This window comes from Iodobacter arcticus (assembly GCF_042664895.1).
Lineage (GTDB): Bacteria > Pseudomonadota > Gammaproteobacteria > Burkholderiales > Chitinibacteraceae > Iodobacter > Iodobacter arcticus.
The window spans coordinates 55,466-70,038 of sequence record NZ_JBHTBQ010000012.1 but is presented as its reverse complement, the minus strand read 5'-3'; the positions used below and the strand labels follow the sequence as shown (position 1 = coordinate 70,038).

Below are 14,573 nucleotides of genomic sequence, written 5' to 3'. Positions count from 1 at the left end.
GCTTACAGTTAAGGATTGAGAATGGAAAATCAAAGTGGCAGTAAAAATAGTACCAATAGCCCGGTGCCGGCCGACTATATCGGCGACGTACAGTATTCGCGCTTATATGCGCTGGCGTATCTGGATCAGCAATTGAGAGAATCCAAATTGCATGGGAATGCCTATAAGCAGTACATGAGCGAGCAAATACCGCTTATATGTAATTCAAGTGGCAAAAATATTCTGGATGGCCTGGCCCAAATGATGGGAGGACAGGATATCTGGACAAGTTTCCAAGACAGTATTCCTAATTCAGAGCAGTTCTTACGTGTGTACCTTGAACACACGCGCTATTTACTGCCTCACCAGCCGTTTAAAGATGCGATGGAAGAAAACCCATTTTGGGCGGCGACCAACAGCATTGCTTATATCTATCTCCTTAGCCGCTTTATTCAAAAGACCAAAGATGAGGCAGTGAACGGCCATTTTGTAGAGGCGTTGTTTCATACAGCCATTCAACCGGATGCGGAGGCGGTAAAGATAATCCTGCTGAATATGCTGTTTGTGAAGCCGGTTCAAATTGACCCGGTTCCCAGCGTTTTAGATGGTTACAGTTTCAGTACGCTGGAAGATATCGTAAGTAATCCTGTCTGCAAGGCGATCACGCTGCCTTCCAATGCAACTTGTTGCTAAAACTAAATTTGAGGGTGTGAAAATGAACGAAGAAGCTATTCCAGCCGCTCCTGCCTATCTAGATGCCCATAACTGGGCCAAGTTATGTACTTACCTCTGGATGCGCCCCATTTTTGCCGACCAGTTTGAGCGAGACCCCGTTAAGGCGATACTTGCTGCGCAGGGTGATGCGAAGAACCCAATTGAGCTCGACTATGTTTTTGATCTGAATGATCCTGCGCGACGTACCAAGCTCTTGAAGATTCCTGATAATCCCGGTTATGCAAGCAGTGATTTGTATGACGCCATTTTTGGCTTGCTGACGATCGTTCCCATGACAAGCTGGAACGTTCATGGCGTCACTGATAACACAGCCAACGCCACCAGTTCTTCCTAACCATGCAAGATTATTGCCGTTTGAAAAGTAACGTTAGCTACCAGGTAGTTGACGTTGCCAATGTGTATGTGATCAGCGAAACAGCATCGTTTCATTTGCGCGGCAGAGCTTTTCCAGAGATCTTGCCGCGTTTGCGGAACGGCATTTTTTTAGAGCCCCTATTGCTTGATCCCCCGGCCGGGATGAGCGTCGTTGAGCTGATGTATGCCATGGAGTGTTTGAGCCAGCAGCACTTGATCAATCACTTTCCCGCCAATGATATGGGTGAATCAGGTCATGCTGAAAGTGCGGATGCGGTATTTTGGGATAGCTTAGGTCATGACTCTGCTGTGATGATGACGCGCTTGCAGCAAACAAAAATAGCCGTTCTGGATTTAACCGGCAGCACCGCGCAGAGCGCCTTAACGGGCTTACTCGCTAAACATGCCATACAAGTACAGGCGCAGGTTGACGCCACTACCCGACTTCAGGTGGTGATCGTGGATGATTATCTCCATCCCGAACTGGCTGCGATTAATCAGTTGAATCACCAGCGAAAATTACCTTGGTTGCTTGCCAAACCGGCTGGCCAATTAATGTGGATCGGGCCGCTGCACTTGCCCGGAGCAACAGCGTGCTGGCAGTGCCTGCAACATCGCCTGCAATATCGACGCAAGCTCAGCGATTATTTACGCAGGCATCAAAGTGCCCATGTCAGCGTAGCAGCTCGTAGTGCGGCTTTTTCTTCTGCGACTGATTTGGCCTATGCCTGTATTAGCGCTGAAATTACTAAATTTGCTGCCTTGCAGGGGGTGCCCAATGATTTCGTTCAATTGCCCAGTATTGATCATGTTATCACTCTCCATGCCTTAACTTATCAACGTGAGCAACACGCAGTGATCCGGCGGCCGCAATGCCCCTGCTGCGGTAATCCCAGGCTGATTGCAGAGCAGCAGTTACGCCCGCTGATTCTGGATTTTGCTGTTCCGGTACAAAGCCGGGATGGCGGTCTGAGGCAAAAGAGCGCGCAACAAGTGAAAGATGCGTTACAGCGCCACATCAGTCCCATCACCGGAATCATCGGCGTAACGAATACGATCAAGCTGGCTGGCGACGTGCAGGGAGTCACTATCTCGGTGGCGGCAGAGCATAATTTCTCTTTAATCGATAACGACTCTTCGTTTTTACAAGAGCGAATTCGCAGTTGTTCCGGAGGCAAGGGAAGTACCTTGATTCAGGCGCAGGCGAGTGCCTTGTGTGAATCGATAGAGCGTTTCAGCGGCATGTACCAAGGCGATGAGAAACGGATCGCGGGCACCATGGCAGAATTGCCGAATGCCATACACCCGAATGATTGTTTACTGTTTAGTGAGGCGCAATACCAGCATCGAGCATTGATTAATGCCGCAGGTTCCCGTATCGCCTGGGTGCCGGAGCCGTTTGATCCAACGGCCAAAGTGGATTGGACGCCATTCTGGTCGCTTACTCATCAAGCATTTTATTATTTGCCGACCTGTTACTGTTTTTATGGTTATGCACGGCAAGCTAATTGCTCGTTTGCGAAAGCCGATTCTAATGGTTGCGCGGCTGGCAGCAGTCTGGCTGAAGCGGTTTTGCAGGGGTTTCTTGAATTGGTTGAACGTGATGCGGCAGCTCTTTGGTGGTATCAGCGCAGCCGCAAACGCGGAGTGGATTGGCGCAGTTTTAATGAACCTTATTTGAGTGAGGTCCAGCAGTATTATGCGAGTTGCGGCAGAACCTTTTGGGTGCTGGACATTACCAGCGATTTGGGCATTCCTTGTTTTGTGGCGCTGTGCGCCAAGCCGGGCGCGGCTGCTGAAGAAATTACCTTCGCTTTTGGTGCGCATTTTGATGCAAAGATTGCCCTGCTGCGTGCTGTTACCGAACTCAATCAGATCATGCCTAACCTAGCGCAAGAAAAAAACACAACCCTGCAATCACTGGGGGTAGAGGCGTTACGGTGGTGGCAGGAAGTGCGATTGGAGGATCAGCCGTATCTCAATCCGAATGAAGAGGCAATGCTGCAATACCACTCCTACCCCAATGTGCAACAACTGACGCTGGAGGCGGCATTGGCAGCTTGTTTGGATATTACGCAAAAAAAATCATTGAATCTGCTGGTGCTGGATCAAACCCGACCAGACACAGGGTTGAGTGTGGTTAAGGTGGTGGTGCCTTCATTACGCCACTTTTGGCCACGGTTTGCGCCCGGGCGGCTTTATTCAGAGGCAACTGCTACCGAGGCTGCGCTGAATCCCTATCCCATTTTTATCTAAACCGATGCTCTTTACCAACACCCTGCAATCAGCGCAGCACGCTGTGATTAATACGCTCTTACTCAAGCGCGATCTTTTTCATTTTCTCGACCAACTCGCCTTAAATGCCGACAGCATGGTCTTCGTTCCCATGCTCAAGGGCGGTTTCTGGTTGTTACAAGATCCAGAATTGGTGAGACAGGTGCTGATAGCCGATGAAAAAATGATAGGCAAGCCCGAATTCTTATTGCAATCCAATCGTGGTAATTATGGCGATGGTTTAACTAGCCTCAGCGCTGAACAATGGCAAGCTCGAAGAACGGCAAGCGTTCGGGCCTATACTCCGGACGTGCTGGCGCGAATGGTGGCCAACACCCACACGGCGACCTTAAAAATGATGGCGCAACTACCGCAAAATGAGCCATTGGCATTACCGGACGAATTGTTGAAACTGGTCACGCGCATCGGTGCGCAATGGATTTTATCGACATGCGTGGAAGACGGCGCGAACGGCGCAGCCATACCGTGGGCAGAAGCAGCAGGGATTTGGCATGAGCTTGATCTGCCGGACGAAGCCAGCGCGTTAATGCCATCCAGACGCTTACGTGCTGGTGCAACGCCCGTCATGCGTACTATCATCCGGGAAAAATGGGGGGCTGAACCTAATTGCGGCCCCAGCGATTTTATCGGCAGTTTTTATGCCAGTTGTCAGGAGCAAGGTTTGCAGCTAAACGAACAGGAAGTGTTTGACGAAATAGTGCAATTACTCTTTGCCGCACACCATACCGTCACCACCACCTTGGTTAATTGCATCGCATTCTTGCATCGCTACCCAGAGATTAAAGAGCGTGTCGTTCAATGTGCTCAAGCCAATAGAAAATTGGCCAATGACAGTGCTGACACGACTAAGCATCAAAAATACACTGAGTATTTTATTAAAGAGGCGATGCGTTTTTGTATGCCAACTACGCTGTTATTCAGGCAGGTACGCTTACCCCTGCGTTTGGCTGATCACAGTTTGAGGCAGGATGATTTGATCGTGATCAGCCCTTATTTATTGCATCGTGATGCACGCTGGTTTTCTGAGCCGTTGCGCTTTAATCCAGAACGGTTTAGAGACAGCAACTATGGTTATGCCTATCTCCCGTTTGGTGCCGGGAAGCGTCGCTGCGTAGCGCATCGCTTAGCCTTAATGCAAATAAAGGGCATTATCGAAACGCTGGTACTCGGCTGCGAGTTGATCCCACTGAGCACAACCCCAGATAATTTGTTTTCAGTCAGCTATCCGGGGCCGGACTATAACGTGATGATAAAACCCGCATCGTATTGAGCAATTAAGGGGGTGGGGCATTGGATTACGCCAATGGCGATGGCGCAATGTGCGGGTTGAAATGGGCTTCAAGCTGCATCCCACGCATGATCCGAAACGGGGCGGCGCTAAACCGCACTTCACCTCGCCGACGTTCGATCACTTCTGGACAATGCTTATTCTCATGACATTCCCGCATAACCTGGCTGCGCGCCCTGAATAATTGGGTATTCAAATGCGTAGGCTCCAGCCCCAGCATCTTGGATAAATCGTCCACCGCAATCCAGCCTTGCGACAAGGCATCCATACCGCGTTGAGCATCTTCATAACGACGTCTGGCTAGGGTTAATAAACTGTAGTGATGGGTACGCTCACCCAAGTTAATCTGCGCCCCAGAAAAATCGATCGATAGATAAACATGCTCTTCATTTTGGCTAACCAGGAAGTCGAAATGAATGGGATGAACATGCTGGATAGCAGGGTTGAGGCGTACATCCGCAGTGAGTTCTATCGCTGCAGAAAACGAATATCTCCACGCCTGATCCGAGATTCGAACGACATCGCCGTCTTTTAAAGCATGGCACCCCGTTTCATCGTCCCACACCCACTGGCCATTAGCAGACAGATAAACCGATGCTTGTGCATGGGTTTCATCAGGGAGGAAGTGAAAGTTTTGTAAGACAATGGCAGTCTGCGTTTTATCCAAGGGCAGCAACATAGGGCAGGGCGGTTCGAGATCCATCACCTGCCAGCTCACATTCCCACCTAACCCAAACTGCAATTTCTGGCCGATAGCCAACGCTGTTTTGACATTGCCTTGCAAACGTTTTCCATCAATGAAGGTACCGTTGCGGCTATGGTCGGTAATATCCCAACACACTCCATTCCATGCAATAACAGTGTGAATCTGTGATGCATCGCTATTGCCTAAAACCGTATCTACTTTTGACGGGTTGCGACCAAAAATATGCAGTGTGCGTAGATAGAGAAGTTCATTCTCATTTCGTAATTGAGCCATTTTTTCTCAATTAAACTTACGTGGATTTGGTGTGAATCCTATGTGACCAATGTGCATTTTTACATCAATTTACGATACCTTGAGGAAATTTTTTCGTCAAGGAATTCAAAACATAATCCATTAAAGTTTGGACGTCGGACATCACGTACCTGTGGACAGACGAAAATGGTACTTCCCAACAAAAAGCTTGCTGACTTTCCAAAAGATCCGCAACTAGGATTTCGGCAAAGTCACCTGAACGGGGGGCAGGGCCGAAATCATCCGTCTTGTCCGGAAAAACCATATCCGTCAGTAGGCTGCTAAATATGGACACCTTCAATTGAGATAAAATCGTCCCCGGAGGTAAGTCATGGCCAGTCGTTACACCACTGCATTTCGTGCAGAAACCGTTAAATTAGTGCTCGAACAACACTTGAACGTGTCGCAAGCCGCCAAGCAACTAGCGATGCCCAAACTGAGCTGTCGTGAATGAAATGCAGGTGGCTATGCTTTCGATATCGATGATCAGTATCTGTCGATATATGCCACCCACGATGCGGGTGGCATTCTAACTAGCTTAAAATAGACTATGCCTCGCCAGATTTTCCCGCAGCATTAGCCCGCGCCGCATGCAGTTTTTTGTAGCTGTCGATCAAGCGATGATGCTTATCAAAGCCTTCTAGTTTCATGCTGGTTTCTGTTAAGCCGAAGAAGCGCACGCTGCCGTTGGCTGAGCCTAATGCTGCGTCCATGCGTGGATTGCCAAACATGCGGCGGAAGTTGACTTCGTAGTCTGCCAGCTCTAGTTCATCGTTCAGCAGCACGTCCAGCACGGCATTGAGGGCCTGATAAAACAAGACGCGATCTAGGGTGTTGTCGTTGTATTGCAGGAAGGCGCCGACCAGGTCGTGCGCGTCTGCAAATTGCTGCAAGGCCAGATTAATCAGTAGCTTTAGTTCTAGAACGGTCAGTTGGCCCCACGCCGTGTTCTCGTCAAATTTGATGCCAATTAAATCCGATACCTTGGAGTAATCGCCCAGCTCGTTGTCTTCCAGGCGATCCAGCAGCGCGGCCAGGGCGGCGTTATCCAGCCTGTGCAGATTCAGGATGTCTTCGCGGAACAAGAGCGCTTTGTTGGTGTTATCCCAGATTAAATCTTCTACCAGATAAATTTCTGAATAGGCGGGCACCAGAATGCGGCAGGCTGTGGCGCCTAATTGATCGTAGACCGCCATATAGGACTCTTTGCCCAAGTCTTTCAGAATGCCGAAAAGGGCAGCGGCTTCTTCGGTATTGGCGTTGTCCCCGTGGCTGGAGAAATCCCATTCAACAAAGTTGTAATTCGATTTCGCACTGAAAAAGCGCCATGAAACAATGCCGCTCGAATCAATAAAGTGCTCTACAAAGTTATTTGGCTCAGTTAAAGCATGGCTTTCAAAGGTGGGCCGGGGTAGGTCGTTCAGGCCTTCAAAACTGCGGCCTTGCAGTAATTCGGTCAGGCTGCGCTCTAAGGCTACTTCTAAACTGGGGTGCGCGCCGAACGAGGCAAATACACCGCCGGTACGCGGGTTCATCAGGGTAACGCACATGACTGGATACACGCCGCCGAGTGATGCATCTTTGACCAGTACCGGAAAGCCTTGTTCTTCGAGGCCAGCAATCCCGGCCAGAATGCTTGGGTATTTCGCCAACACTTCCTGCGGCACATCCGGTAGGGTGATTTCGCCTTCTAAAATTTCACGTTTTACTGCGCGCTCAAAAATCTCTGAAAGGCATTGCACCTGCGCTTCGGCCAGCGTGTTGCCGGCGCTCATGCCGTTGCTGACGTAGAGGTTTTCGATCAGATTGGAAGGGAAATACACCGTTTCGCCATCTGACTGGCGCACAAAGGGCAGCGAGCAGATGCCGCGCTCTACATTGCCGGAGTTGGTGTCATACAGATGCGTGCCCAGTAATTCGCCATCTGGGTTGTAAATTTCACGGCAGTAGTCATCCAGAATCTCAAGCGGTAGGGCATTTTTAGGGCCCGGCTGAAACCAGCGCTCTTGTGGGTAATGCACAAAATCTGCGTTGGCGAGCTCTTCGCCCCAATACTGACCGGCATAGAAATGATTGCAGCTGAGCCGCTCGATATACTCACCCAGCGCCGAAGCCAGCGCGCTTTCTTTGCTTGCGCCTTTGCCATTGGTAAAACACATGGGCGAGTGCGCATCGCGGATATGCAGCGACCACACATTAGGCACAATATTGCGCCATGAAGCGATTTCAATCTTGATGCCCAGATCGGCAAGCAGTCCCGACATATTGGCGATGGTCTGCTCAAGCGGCAGATCCTTGCCCATGATATAGGTGGCGGCATCGCTGCTTGAGTTTAAGGTCAGCAAGGCTTGAGAGTCGGCCTCTAAACTCTCTACCTCTTCAATGACAAACTCGGGGCCAGTTTGCACGACTTTTTTTACGGTGCAACGATCAATAGAGCGCAAAATGCCCTGCCGGTCTTTGGCAGAAATATCTGCAGGCAGCTCTACCTGAATCTTAAAAATCTGCTGGTAGCGGTTTTCCGGATCAACAATATTGTTCTGCGATAGGCGGATATTTTCGGTTGGAATATTACGGGTTTCGCAGTACAACTTCACAAAATAAGCCGCGCATAAAGCCGATGAAGCTAAAAAGTAATCGAATGGGCCCGGTGCCGAGCCATCGCCCTTATAGCGGATAGGTTGATCGGCGATCACCGTAAAATCATCGAACTTGGCTTCAAGGCGAAGCTTATCGAGAAAGTTGACTTTAATTTCCATGGAAGAATTCCTTAAATAATGCTTATCGTAATTTAGGCCGCATTATCCGTTGTTTTTCAAGCATCGTCCTGTGCTTAAGCGCTAACCGGCTTTACATGCTCTTATATCGCTATTCGCTAAAGCTTATTGCTGGTAAATATTGCTGGAGGATTGAGCTCTGAGATATGGGCGCTGTTAAGTAAGGCCAAGGCGACGTGTTGTCCGTCGCCGTATATTTAATTAGCCCCGGTTACCCCAAAAATACCTGATCACACCCGTAGCAGAATGCCTATGTTGAACGCTACAACCGCACATACGTTAAGGCCGACTGAATTAATACCTGTTTGATTCGATTACTCAGGAGCAAGAGTTCGCTACGAACAGGCTCTGGGCTTGCAATAATGAAAAATCGAATATGGTATTGGGCGGCATCACGCTTAAACAGAAGTTAGCCTTGCTGCGTAGTGCTGCTTTTAACCCTGATTAATAATGGGGGAATTACCGAGTAGGGGGAAGGCCGGGAATATTAATTCGGCTGAGGAAGGTCTGGCTTAATCCGCTTTCGATATGGCCGCAATATTCGTAGACAAAGCCGGTTGGCAAGGCGGCGAGTGCGCTGCCTGCACCTGCATATTTTAAAAACTGGCGACGATCAATGCTCATTGTTTTTCTACTTAAGGGGCATAGATCGTCGCTTAGTTGTGTGTAAGTAAAACAACATCTAGATCAGTTTTATATGACGTAATAAATACACTGAAGCTAGGGTTTATCGCAGGATGTAAGCCGTGCTTGCTCAGCAAAAAACTTTCTTTTTTCAACCATAGCCTAAGTGATTTATGTTGTATTGTTATTTAAATTTTATGAATGTTTTTTGATCTATTTACTTAAATTTATATTGCTTGTTGTTTTTTAATTTTATTTGTATTTTTGCTGTTTTTGTAAGAAGGTATTTATTTTATTTCATGATTATGACTGCTTTTAAAATTAATTATAAATATCGCCGGGCAGGTAAACCTCGCGTATTTATTTAGCATGGCATGCGGGGTTTACTCCGGTGCTATCAATTTAAACAAAAGCAACAGCAAATGATGCTTTCGTAGCTTAGGTTAGTGGGTTTATTCGCCTATTTAAAGGGAGGATAAATCAGTGTAACCCAACATTTAAGCGCAAACAGAATGTTGGATTAGGCGATACATCGCTGAGTGAGGTAACCCCCGCACTCAGACTACTAACTCAACCTACGAATTCCCCTTGGGTTGATAGGATTGGGTTTTACCCACCCTACAAATTCAAAAACCGAGCGGCAGCTCTTAAGAGCTTCGTCTACACAGACACTATTGAGCGAAAGACATAATCAGGTTTTATTAAATTAACTTATTCAGGATAGTTAATAAACTAATGCAGCTTGCCTGTGTGTGCTTGGCTATTTTAATTTAATTAGGATTAATAGCCACTTTGCTTTACTATTTAAAATAATCCTCTCTATGTTTGTAAGCTAAATGTGAATATTCGAATGAAATTTTTCCTTATTCAGTTGCTTTGCGTATTGCTTACTTTGCCCCATGCGGTGGCAAATGAAGGGGTGACGCTGCAATTAAAGTGGGAGCACGCCTTTCAGTTTGCCGGATATTACGTGGCTAAAGAAAAGGGCTATTACGAGCAGGCAGGCTTAAATGTAGAAATTAAAGAAGCCCAGCCCGGCGTAGACCCGCTGCTCGAGGTGGTATCAGGAAGGGCAGATTTTGCGACTGGAACCAGCAGCTTGTTGCTGGCGCGCAAAGCGGGCAAACCTGTGGTGGTTTTGGGCGTTATCTTTCAGCATTCTCCCTATGTGCTGATTGCGCTTGAAAAAAAGCCTTTGCAAACTATTCATGATTTAAACGATAAACGCATCATGATCGAGCCGCTTTCAGAAGAGCTGCTGGCCTATTTAAAGCGGGAAGGTATCGCGCTGGATAGTCTGAAGTTGCTTGCTCATAACTTTAAAACGGATGCATTGATAGGGGGAGGCGTGGATGCAATCTCTGCATATCTGACTAATGAGCCATTTATTCTGGATCAGGCAGGCGTTAAATATCAGATCTACACCCCGCGCTCTGCGGGCATCGATTTTTACGGCGATAATTTATTCACCAGCGAGCAGCAAATTAAGCAACACCCAGAGCGAGTGAAAGCATTTAGGGCAGCCAGCCTGCGTGGCTGGGAATACGCGATGGCGAATCCCGATGAAGTTATTCAGCTTATTTTAAGAAAATATTCAAAGCATAAAAGCCAAGCTCAGCTTGAGTTTGAAGCGGCACAAATGATTGCGCTGATGCGTACAGATTTAATTGCCGTGGGGTATATGAACTTGGGTCGCTGGCGGCATATTGCCGATACCTATGCTGAGATTGGCATGCTGCCTAATCATTTTTCTTTAGACGGTTTTTTATACGAGGCCAGCCCCAGAGCGGATTTATCTTGGATCTATAGTTTGCTATGGATTGCTTTAAGCTTACTCGCGCTGGTGGGCTTGATTGCACTGTATATCCATCATCTTAATGGCCGATTGGCAAAAAGCCTGGCAGAAGGCTTGCTTACAGAGCAGCGCTTAAAGATTTTTTCAACTGCGATTGAACAAAGCCCAACCCCTGTTTTAATTACCGGCCCCAATTGGGTGATTCAGTATGTAAATCCTAAGTTCTCTGAGGAAACAGGCTATTTAGCGGCAGAAACGCTGGGGCGAACGCCTACTTTTTTACGCTCGGAAGTCACCGATGAATCGGCTTATAAGGAAATGTGCAGCCATTTATTGCAAGGCCAGCGCTGGGAAGGCGAGCTGCAAACCCGGCGTAAATCGGGTGAAATCTACTGGGAAGAAGTGCATGTGGGCCCTGTTAAAGATAGTGAGGGCAAAACCACGCATTATGTTGCCATGTTGCTCGATATTAACGAGCGTAAGAAAATCCACCAACGGCTGGCCCATTCTGCCCATTACGATATGTTGACGCAGCTTCCCAATCGTATTCTGCTGTTTGAACGGGTGAATCAAGCTTTGGCCAGAGCCAAGCGCAATCAAACCCGGCTGGCTCTCTTATTTTTTGATCTTGATAAATTCAAATTGGTTAATGATATACACGGCCATGCAATTGGTGATTTGCTACTGGAAGACGCCGCCAAACGAATGCTGGGCGGCCTGCGGGATTCAGATAGCGTGGGCCGGATCGGCGGCGATGAGTTTATGGTGCTACTGCCAGAAATCAGCAGCGAAAGTGACGCCAGCGCAGTGGCAGAGAAAATCCGTGAATCGCTGAATCAGCCGTTTTTGCTTGACGGTAAAATGCTCGTCATTTCATCGTGCATAGGGATTGCTTTGTTCCCAGAGCATGGCGCTGAAGTGGCTGAGCTGACAAAGAACGCGGATGAGGCCATGTATCAGGCCAAATCTTTGGGCGGGAATAGGGTGAGCTTTTTTGTACCAGCGAGTGGCCCTAATTAAAAAGTAATTTTAAAAGAGAGGCCTCATGTCCCCGCACACAGCAGAAATTCTTTGGCTTCGCGGTGAGCAGGATTTTTTAAGCAATGGCTATAGCAGAAAACATCTGCTGCGCTTTGATGGTGGCTTAGAAATCCCCGGCTCTTCATCGCCGCATGTTGTGCCCTTGCCAATGTCTGATGCCACAGCGCTAGATCCAGAAGAAGCCTTTATTGCCTCGCTTTCTAGTTGCCATATGCTGTGGTTTTTATCGATTGCCGCCAAATATCAATTTTGCATCGATCGCTACTTTGATGCGGCTGTGGGTGAAATGGCTAAAAATGCAGCAGGGAAAAAATGGGTGGCAGTGGTGACGCTCAGACCGGAAGTGAGTTTCTCTGGTGCTCGCCTGCCTACCCAAGCAGAGCTAGCCCAAATGCATGCTGAAGCGCATGAAGAATGCTTTATTGCAAACTCGGTTAAATCAGAAGTGCGTTGCGAGCCGGTGTGGGGAACTTGATGTGTGTTGTAGAGCGATTGTTGCCGCTTGATTGTGCCTCCGTATTTGCACTGACTAGGGCGAGACAAGGCTATCCACACAGATTGAATACGGAATTAGCATGCAATATGTATTAATCAGCGCCTGTTTATTGGGGCGGCCAGTGCGGTATAACGGCAGTGGCGCAGCCAGCGATCATCCGGTGTTGGCGGCTTGGAATAAAGAGGGCAGGTTAATTGTGGTTTGCCCGGAAGTGGCCGCAGGTCTGCCTATTCCTCGCCCTCCAGCAGAAATCGCTGCTGCGCGTAGTGGCTGGCAAGTTTTACAGGGCGAGGCGCAGGTGCTGGAATCGAACGGTCAAGACGTGAGCCAGGCCTTTGTGAGCGGAGCCAGGCAGGCTTTGGCGATGGTAAAAGCAAAAAATATCCAAATTGCCATTCTTAAAGAAGGCAGCCCATCTTGTGGCTCGTCTTATATTTACGATGGTAGTTTTACTGGTACGAAGCACCCTCAAGCCGGAGTGACTACAGCCCTGCTGCAAGATGCAGGGATTCGGGTGTTTAGTGAGGCGGAGCTGGACGAGGCTGCTGCGTATTTGAAATGCTTAGAGGTCGTTGAGTAGATTAGCCCGTCTAAATTGATGGCTCTATGGCTAAGGCTGCACAATTTTATTAATTTTAAATTCTTTTTCAATGTCTTTGCTTGGGCTTGAATTAATTTTTAGGCTCAACCATTTTATGAAAATTTTAATTATCAAGTAGGCTGGATTCAGTCATCGTATCCGGTCACAGGATGCAAATATTTTATGAGTAAGCAATTAATTTCTTCCTGATTATGCAGCTTGCTCAACAACATTATAAATATCGTAGGGCGGGTGAAACCCGCGTATTTACTCGGCATCGCTCGCGGGTTTCACCCGCCCTACAAATTCAAAAACTAAATCCCGCACTCAAGAAATTCATCTACGCAGAGTCCATTGAGCAAGAGGCATAGTCAGGAATTTCTTTTTAATTTAAGAGCATATCAATGATGTTGTTTGCCGTTCAATTTAGCGATAAAAATGAAAGCTTCACTCTACGCCAGCAATATCTGCAGGGCCGCTTGGGCTAAAGTTTTATAAATGATCAAACTATTGGATTAACCACCATGCAATCACCTAGTCCTGTCGATGTTATTCAACGCCAGCTCGATGCTTATAACGCCAAAGATGTTGATGGCTGGCTCGCGACCTATGCCGCAGATGCGCAGCAGTTTGCCCTGCATGGTGAGCTGCTCTGGCGGCGGGGCATGCGGCGATGAGATCAAAGATTCTTATCCGATTTTCCGAGCCAGATTTACGCGCCGAGCTTTTGCAGCGCACGGTAATGGGGCCGATTGTGGTGGATTATGAACGCATCACGCGTAATTTTCCTGAGGGGAAAGGCACGGTAGAAATGCTCTGTGTTTATGAAGTGGCCAATGGTTTAATTTAGAAGGCTTCGTTTGCGCTGGGTGAGCAGGTGGTGATTGCTCCAGCATTAGCTTGATAGCTTGCGCAGATTTATCCGCCCAATCGATCATTATGAATTTTCATCAGCAATTAACGCTTTGGCTAAAGGCCGATCCAGCGATCACTCGCCGCTATGTAATCCATTTCAACTACAAAGGTATTTTTGCGTAAACCCGCGTATTGCGCAGTGTGCCATCGGGATCAATTTTTTCATTTCTCAGTATGCCTTCAAGCTCAAACCCGGCTTTTTCGGCTACGCGCCAGCTGGGGGTGTTTAAATCATCTGCAAAAATCTCTAATCGTTTGGCATTTAAGTGCTCGAAAGCAAATTGGCTAAGGGCATTGATGGCTTCGGTAATTAGGCCGTAGCCTTGTAATGAAGTGCGGCACCAATAGCCGATTTCAAATTTGGGCACATTCCAATCCATTCTTACCAAGCCTGCTGCGCCAATGAGCTGGCCGGATTCTTTTAGAAATATGAGGAAAGGCAAATCGCTGCGGGCAATAAATTGGGCATGGCTGTCGCGGCAATAGCTTTCTGATGCGGCTACAGATGGCTCAAAGACAGCCCAGGGCAATGAAGCAGGAAAGCGGCGTAATGCGTGGATAGATTCATTAATCGCTGCAAAAACAAGCTCGCCGTCACCTGCTTGCGGGCAACGCATCATTAAGCGCTTTGATGAAAAATGATCAGGAAAATCAAGCAAAATTGGGTTGATGCTCATCGCATATCAGCCTTTATAAA

14 protein-coding genes are annotated in these 14,573 nt (G+C 48.0%); 10 read left to right on the top strand and 4 right to left on the bottom strand.

What is annotated here, in order from left to right; translation table 11 throughout:
• Positions 1–21: 21 nt before the first annotated feature.
• The 4 genes from ACFQNF_RS07460 (at position 22) to ACFQNF_RS07445 (ending at position 4,633) form a co-directional block, all read left to right on the top strand.
• On the top strand, positions 22–672 hold the full coding sequence (locus ACFQNF_RS07460; RefSeq protein ID WP_380187359.1) for a hypothetical protein: 651 nt from the start codon (positions 22–24) through the stop codon (positions 670–672).
• 22 nt (positions 673–694) lie between these two features.
• Entirely contained in the window at positions 695–1,048 is a 354-nt protein-coding gene (locus ACFQNF_RS07455; protein ID WP_380187357.1) for a hypothetical protein, read from the top strand.
• Positions 1,049–1,209: 161 nt separating this feature from the next.
• Positions 1,210–3,324: a TOMM precursor leader peptide-binding protein gene (locus ACFQNF_RS07450; protein WP_380187355.1), complete on the top strand. Its 2,115-nt coding sequence runs from the start codon at positions 1,210–1,212 to the stop codon at positions 3,322–3,324.
• A gap of 4 nt (positions 3,325–3,328) precedes the next feature.
• Positions 3,329–4,633 (top strand): cytochrome P450, encoded by a 1,305-nt coding sequence (locus tag ACFQNF_RS07445; protein WP_380187353.1) that lies wholly within the window; start codon positions 3,329–3,331, stop codon positions 4,631–4,633.
• Between the two features lie 25 nt (positions 4,634–4,658).
• On the opposite strand, the gene ACFQNF_RS07440 is transcribed toward ACFQNF_RS07445, so the two are convergent.
• The gene (locus ACFQNF_RS07440; RefSeq protein ID WP_380187351.1) at positions 4,659–5,630 is read right to left on the bottom strand and encodes an FHA domain-containing protein; all 972 of its coding nucleotides are present in this window, start codon (positions 5,628–5,630) and stop codon (positions 4,659–4,661) included.
• Between the two features lie 349 nt (positions 5,631–5,979).
• Between ACFQNF_RS07440 and ACFQNF_RS07435 the strand changes: the two genes are divergently transcribed.
• Entirely contained in the window at positions 5,980–6,102 is a 123-nt protein-coding gene (locus ACFQNF_RS07435; RefSeq protein ID WP_380187350.1) for a hypothetical protein, read from the top strand.
• Positions 6,103–6,196: 94 nt separating this feature from the next.
• Here the strand turns inward: ACFQNF_RS07435 and ACFQNF_RS07430 are convergent, their stop codons facing one another.
• Both ACFQNF_RS07430 and ACFQNF_RS07425 read right to left on the bottom strand, forming a co-directional pair.
• Positions 6,197–8,407, bottom strand: coding sequence for an OsmC domain/YcaO domain-containing protein (locus ACFQNF_RS07430; protein WP_380187348.1), 2,211 nt, complete (start codon positions 8,405–8,407; stop codon positions 6,197–6,199).
• Between the two features lie 477 nt (positions 8,408–8,884).
• The gene (locus tag ACFQNF_RS07425) at positions 8,885–9,049 is read right to left on the bottom strand and encodes a twin-arginine translocation signal domain-containing protein (RefSeq protein WP_380187346.1); all 165 of its coding nucleotides are present in this window, start codon (positions 9,047–9,049) and stop codon (positions 8,885–8,887) included.
• 850 nt (positions 9,050–9,899) lie between these two features.
• Between ACFQNF_RS07425 and ACFQNF_RS07420 the strand changes: the two genes are divergently transcribed.
• The 5 genes from ACFQNF_RS07420 to ACFQNF_RS07400 all read left to right on the top strand — a co-directional run bounded on the left by ACFQNF_RS07420 (position 9,900) and on the right by ACFQNF_RS07400 (position 13,811).
• Positions 9,900–11,864 (top strand): ABC transporter substrate-binding protein, encoded by a 1,965-nt coding sequence (locus ACFQNF_RS07420; protein WP_380187344.1) that lies wholly within the window; start codon positions 9,900–9,902, stop codon positions 11,862–11,864.
• Between the two features lie 25 nt (positions 11,865–11,889).
• Complete coding sequence (locus tag ACFQNF_RS07415) at positions 11,890–12,360, top strand: OsmC family protein (protein ID WP_380187342.1); 471 nt, start codon at positions 11,890–11,892, stop codon at positions 12,358–12,360.
• 100 nt (positions 12,361–12,460) lie between these two features.
• Positions 12,461–12,961, top strand: a complete 501-nt coding sequence (locus tag ACFQNF_RS07410; RefSeq protein WP_380187341.1) for a 2-thiouracil desulfurase family protein — start codon at positions 12,461–12,463, stop codon at positions 12,959–12,961.
• A 524-nt stretch (positions 12,962–13,485) separates the two neighbouring features.
• Positions 13,486–13,638 carry a hypothetical protein gene (locus tag ACFQNF_RS07405; protein WP_380187339.1) on the top strand — a complete coding sequence of 51 codons (153 nt, stop codon included), beginning with the start codon at positions 13,486–13,488 and terminating at the stop codon, positions 13,636–13,638.
• A complete protein-coding gene (locus tag ACFQNF_RS07400; RefSeq protein ID WP_380187338.1) occupies positions 13,635–13,811 on the top strand; it encodes a hypothetical protein in 177 nt (58 codons plus the stop codon). Before ACFQNF_RS07405 ends, ACFQNF_RS07400 begins: the two co-directional genes overlap by 4 nt.
• A 166-nt stretch (positions 13,812–13,977) precedes the next feature.
• On the opposite strand, the gene ACFQNF_RS07395 is transcribed toward ACFQNF_RS07400, so the two are convergent.
• A complete protein-coding gene (locus ACFQNF_RS07395) occupies positions 13,978–14,553 on the bottom strand; it encodes a GNAT family N-acetyltransferase (protein WP_380187337.1) in 576 nt (191 codons plus the stop codon).
• Positions 14,554–14,573: the final 20 nt, after the last annotated feature.

Coding starts and splice junctions, on each gene's coding strand:
- ACFQNF_RS07395 (WP_380187337.1), bottom strand. CDS start 14,553: ATGAGCATCAACCCAATTTTGCTTGATTTTCCTGATCATTTTTCATCA.
- ACFQNF_RS07415 (WP_380187342.1), top strand. CDS start 11,890: ATGTCCCCGCACACAGCAGAAATTCTTTGGCTTCGCGGTGAGCAGGAT.
- ACFQNF_RS07405 (WP_380187339.1), top strand. CDS start 13,486: ATGCAATCACCTAGTCCTGTCGATGTTATTCAACGCCAGCTCGATGCT.
- ACFQNF_RS07425 (WP_380187346.1), bottom strand. CDS start 9,049: ATGAGCATTGATCGTCGCCAGTTTTTAAAATATGCAGGTGCAGGCAGC.
- ACFQNF_RS07445 (WP_380187353.1), top strand. CDS start 3,329: ATGCTCTTTACCAACACCCTGCAATCAGCGCAGCACGCTGTGATTAAT.
- ACFQNF_RS07455 (WP_380187357.1), top strand. CDS start 695: ATGAACGAAGAAGCTATTCCAGCCGCTCCTGCCTATCTAGATGCCCAT.
- ACFQNF_RS07430 (WP_380187348.1), bottom strand. CDS start 8,407: ATGGAAATTAAAGTCAACTTTCTCGATAAGCTTCGCCTTGAAGCCAAG.
- ACFQNF_RS07420 (WP_380187344.1), top strand. CDS start 9,900: ATGAAATTTTTCCTTATTCAGTTGCTTTGCGTATTGCTTACTTTGCCC.
- ACFQNF_RS07400 (WP_380187338.1), top strand. CDS start 13,635: ATGAGATCAAAGATTCTTATCCGATTTTCCGAGCCAGATTTACGCGCC.
- ACFQNF_RS07440 (WP_380187351.1), bottom strand. CDS start 5,630: ATGGCTCAATTACGAAATGAGAATGAACTTCTCTATCTACGCACACTG.
- ACFQNF_RS07460 (WP_380187359.1), top strand. CDS start 22: ATGGAAAATCAAAGTGGCAGTAAAAATAGTACCAATAGCCCGGTGCCG.
- ACFQNF_RS07410 (WP_380187341.1), top strand. CDS start 12,461: ATGCAATATGTATTAATCAGCGCCTGTTTATTGGGGCGGCCAGTGCGG.
- ACFQNF_RS07435 (WP_380187350.1), top strand. CDS start 5,980: ATGGCCAGTCGTTACACCACTGCATTTCGTGCAGAAACCGTTAAATTA.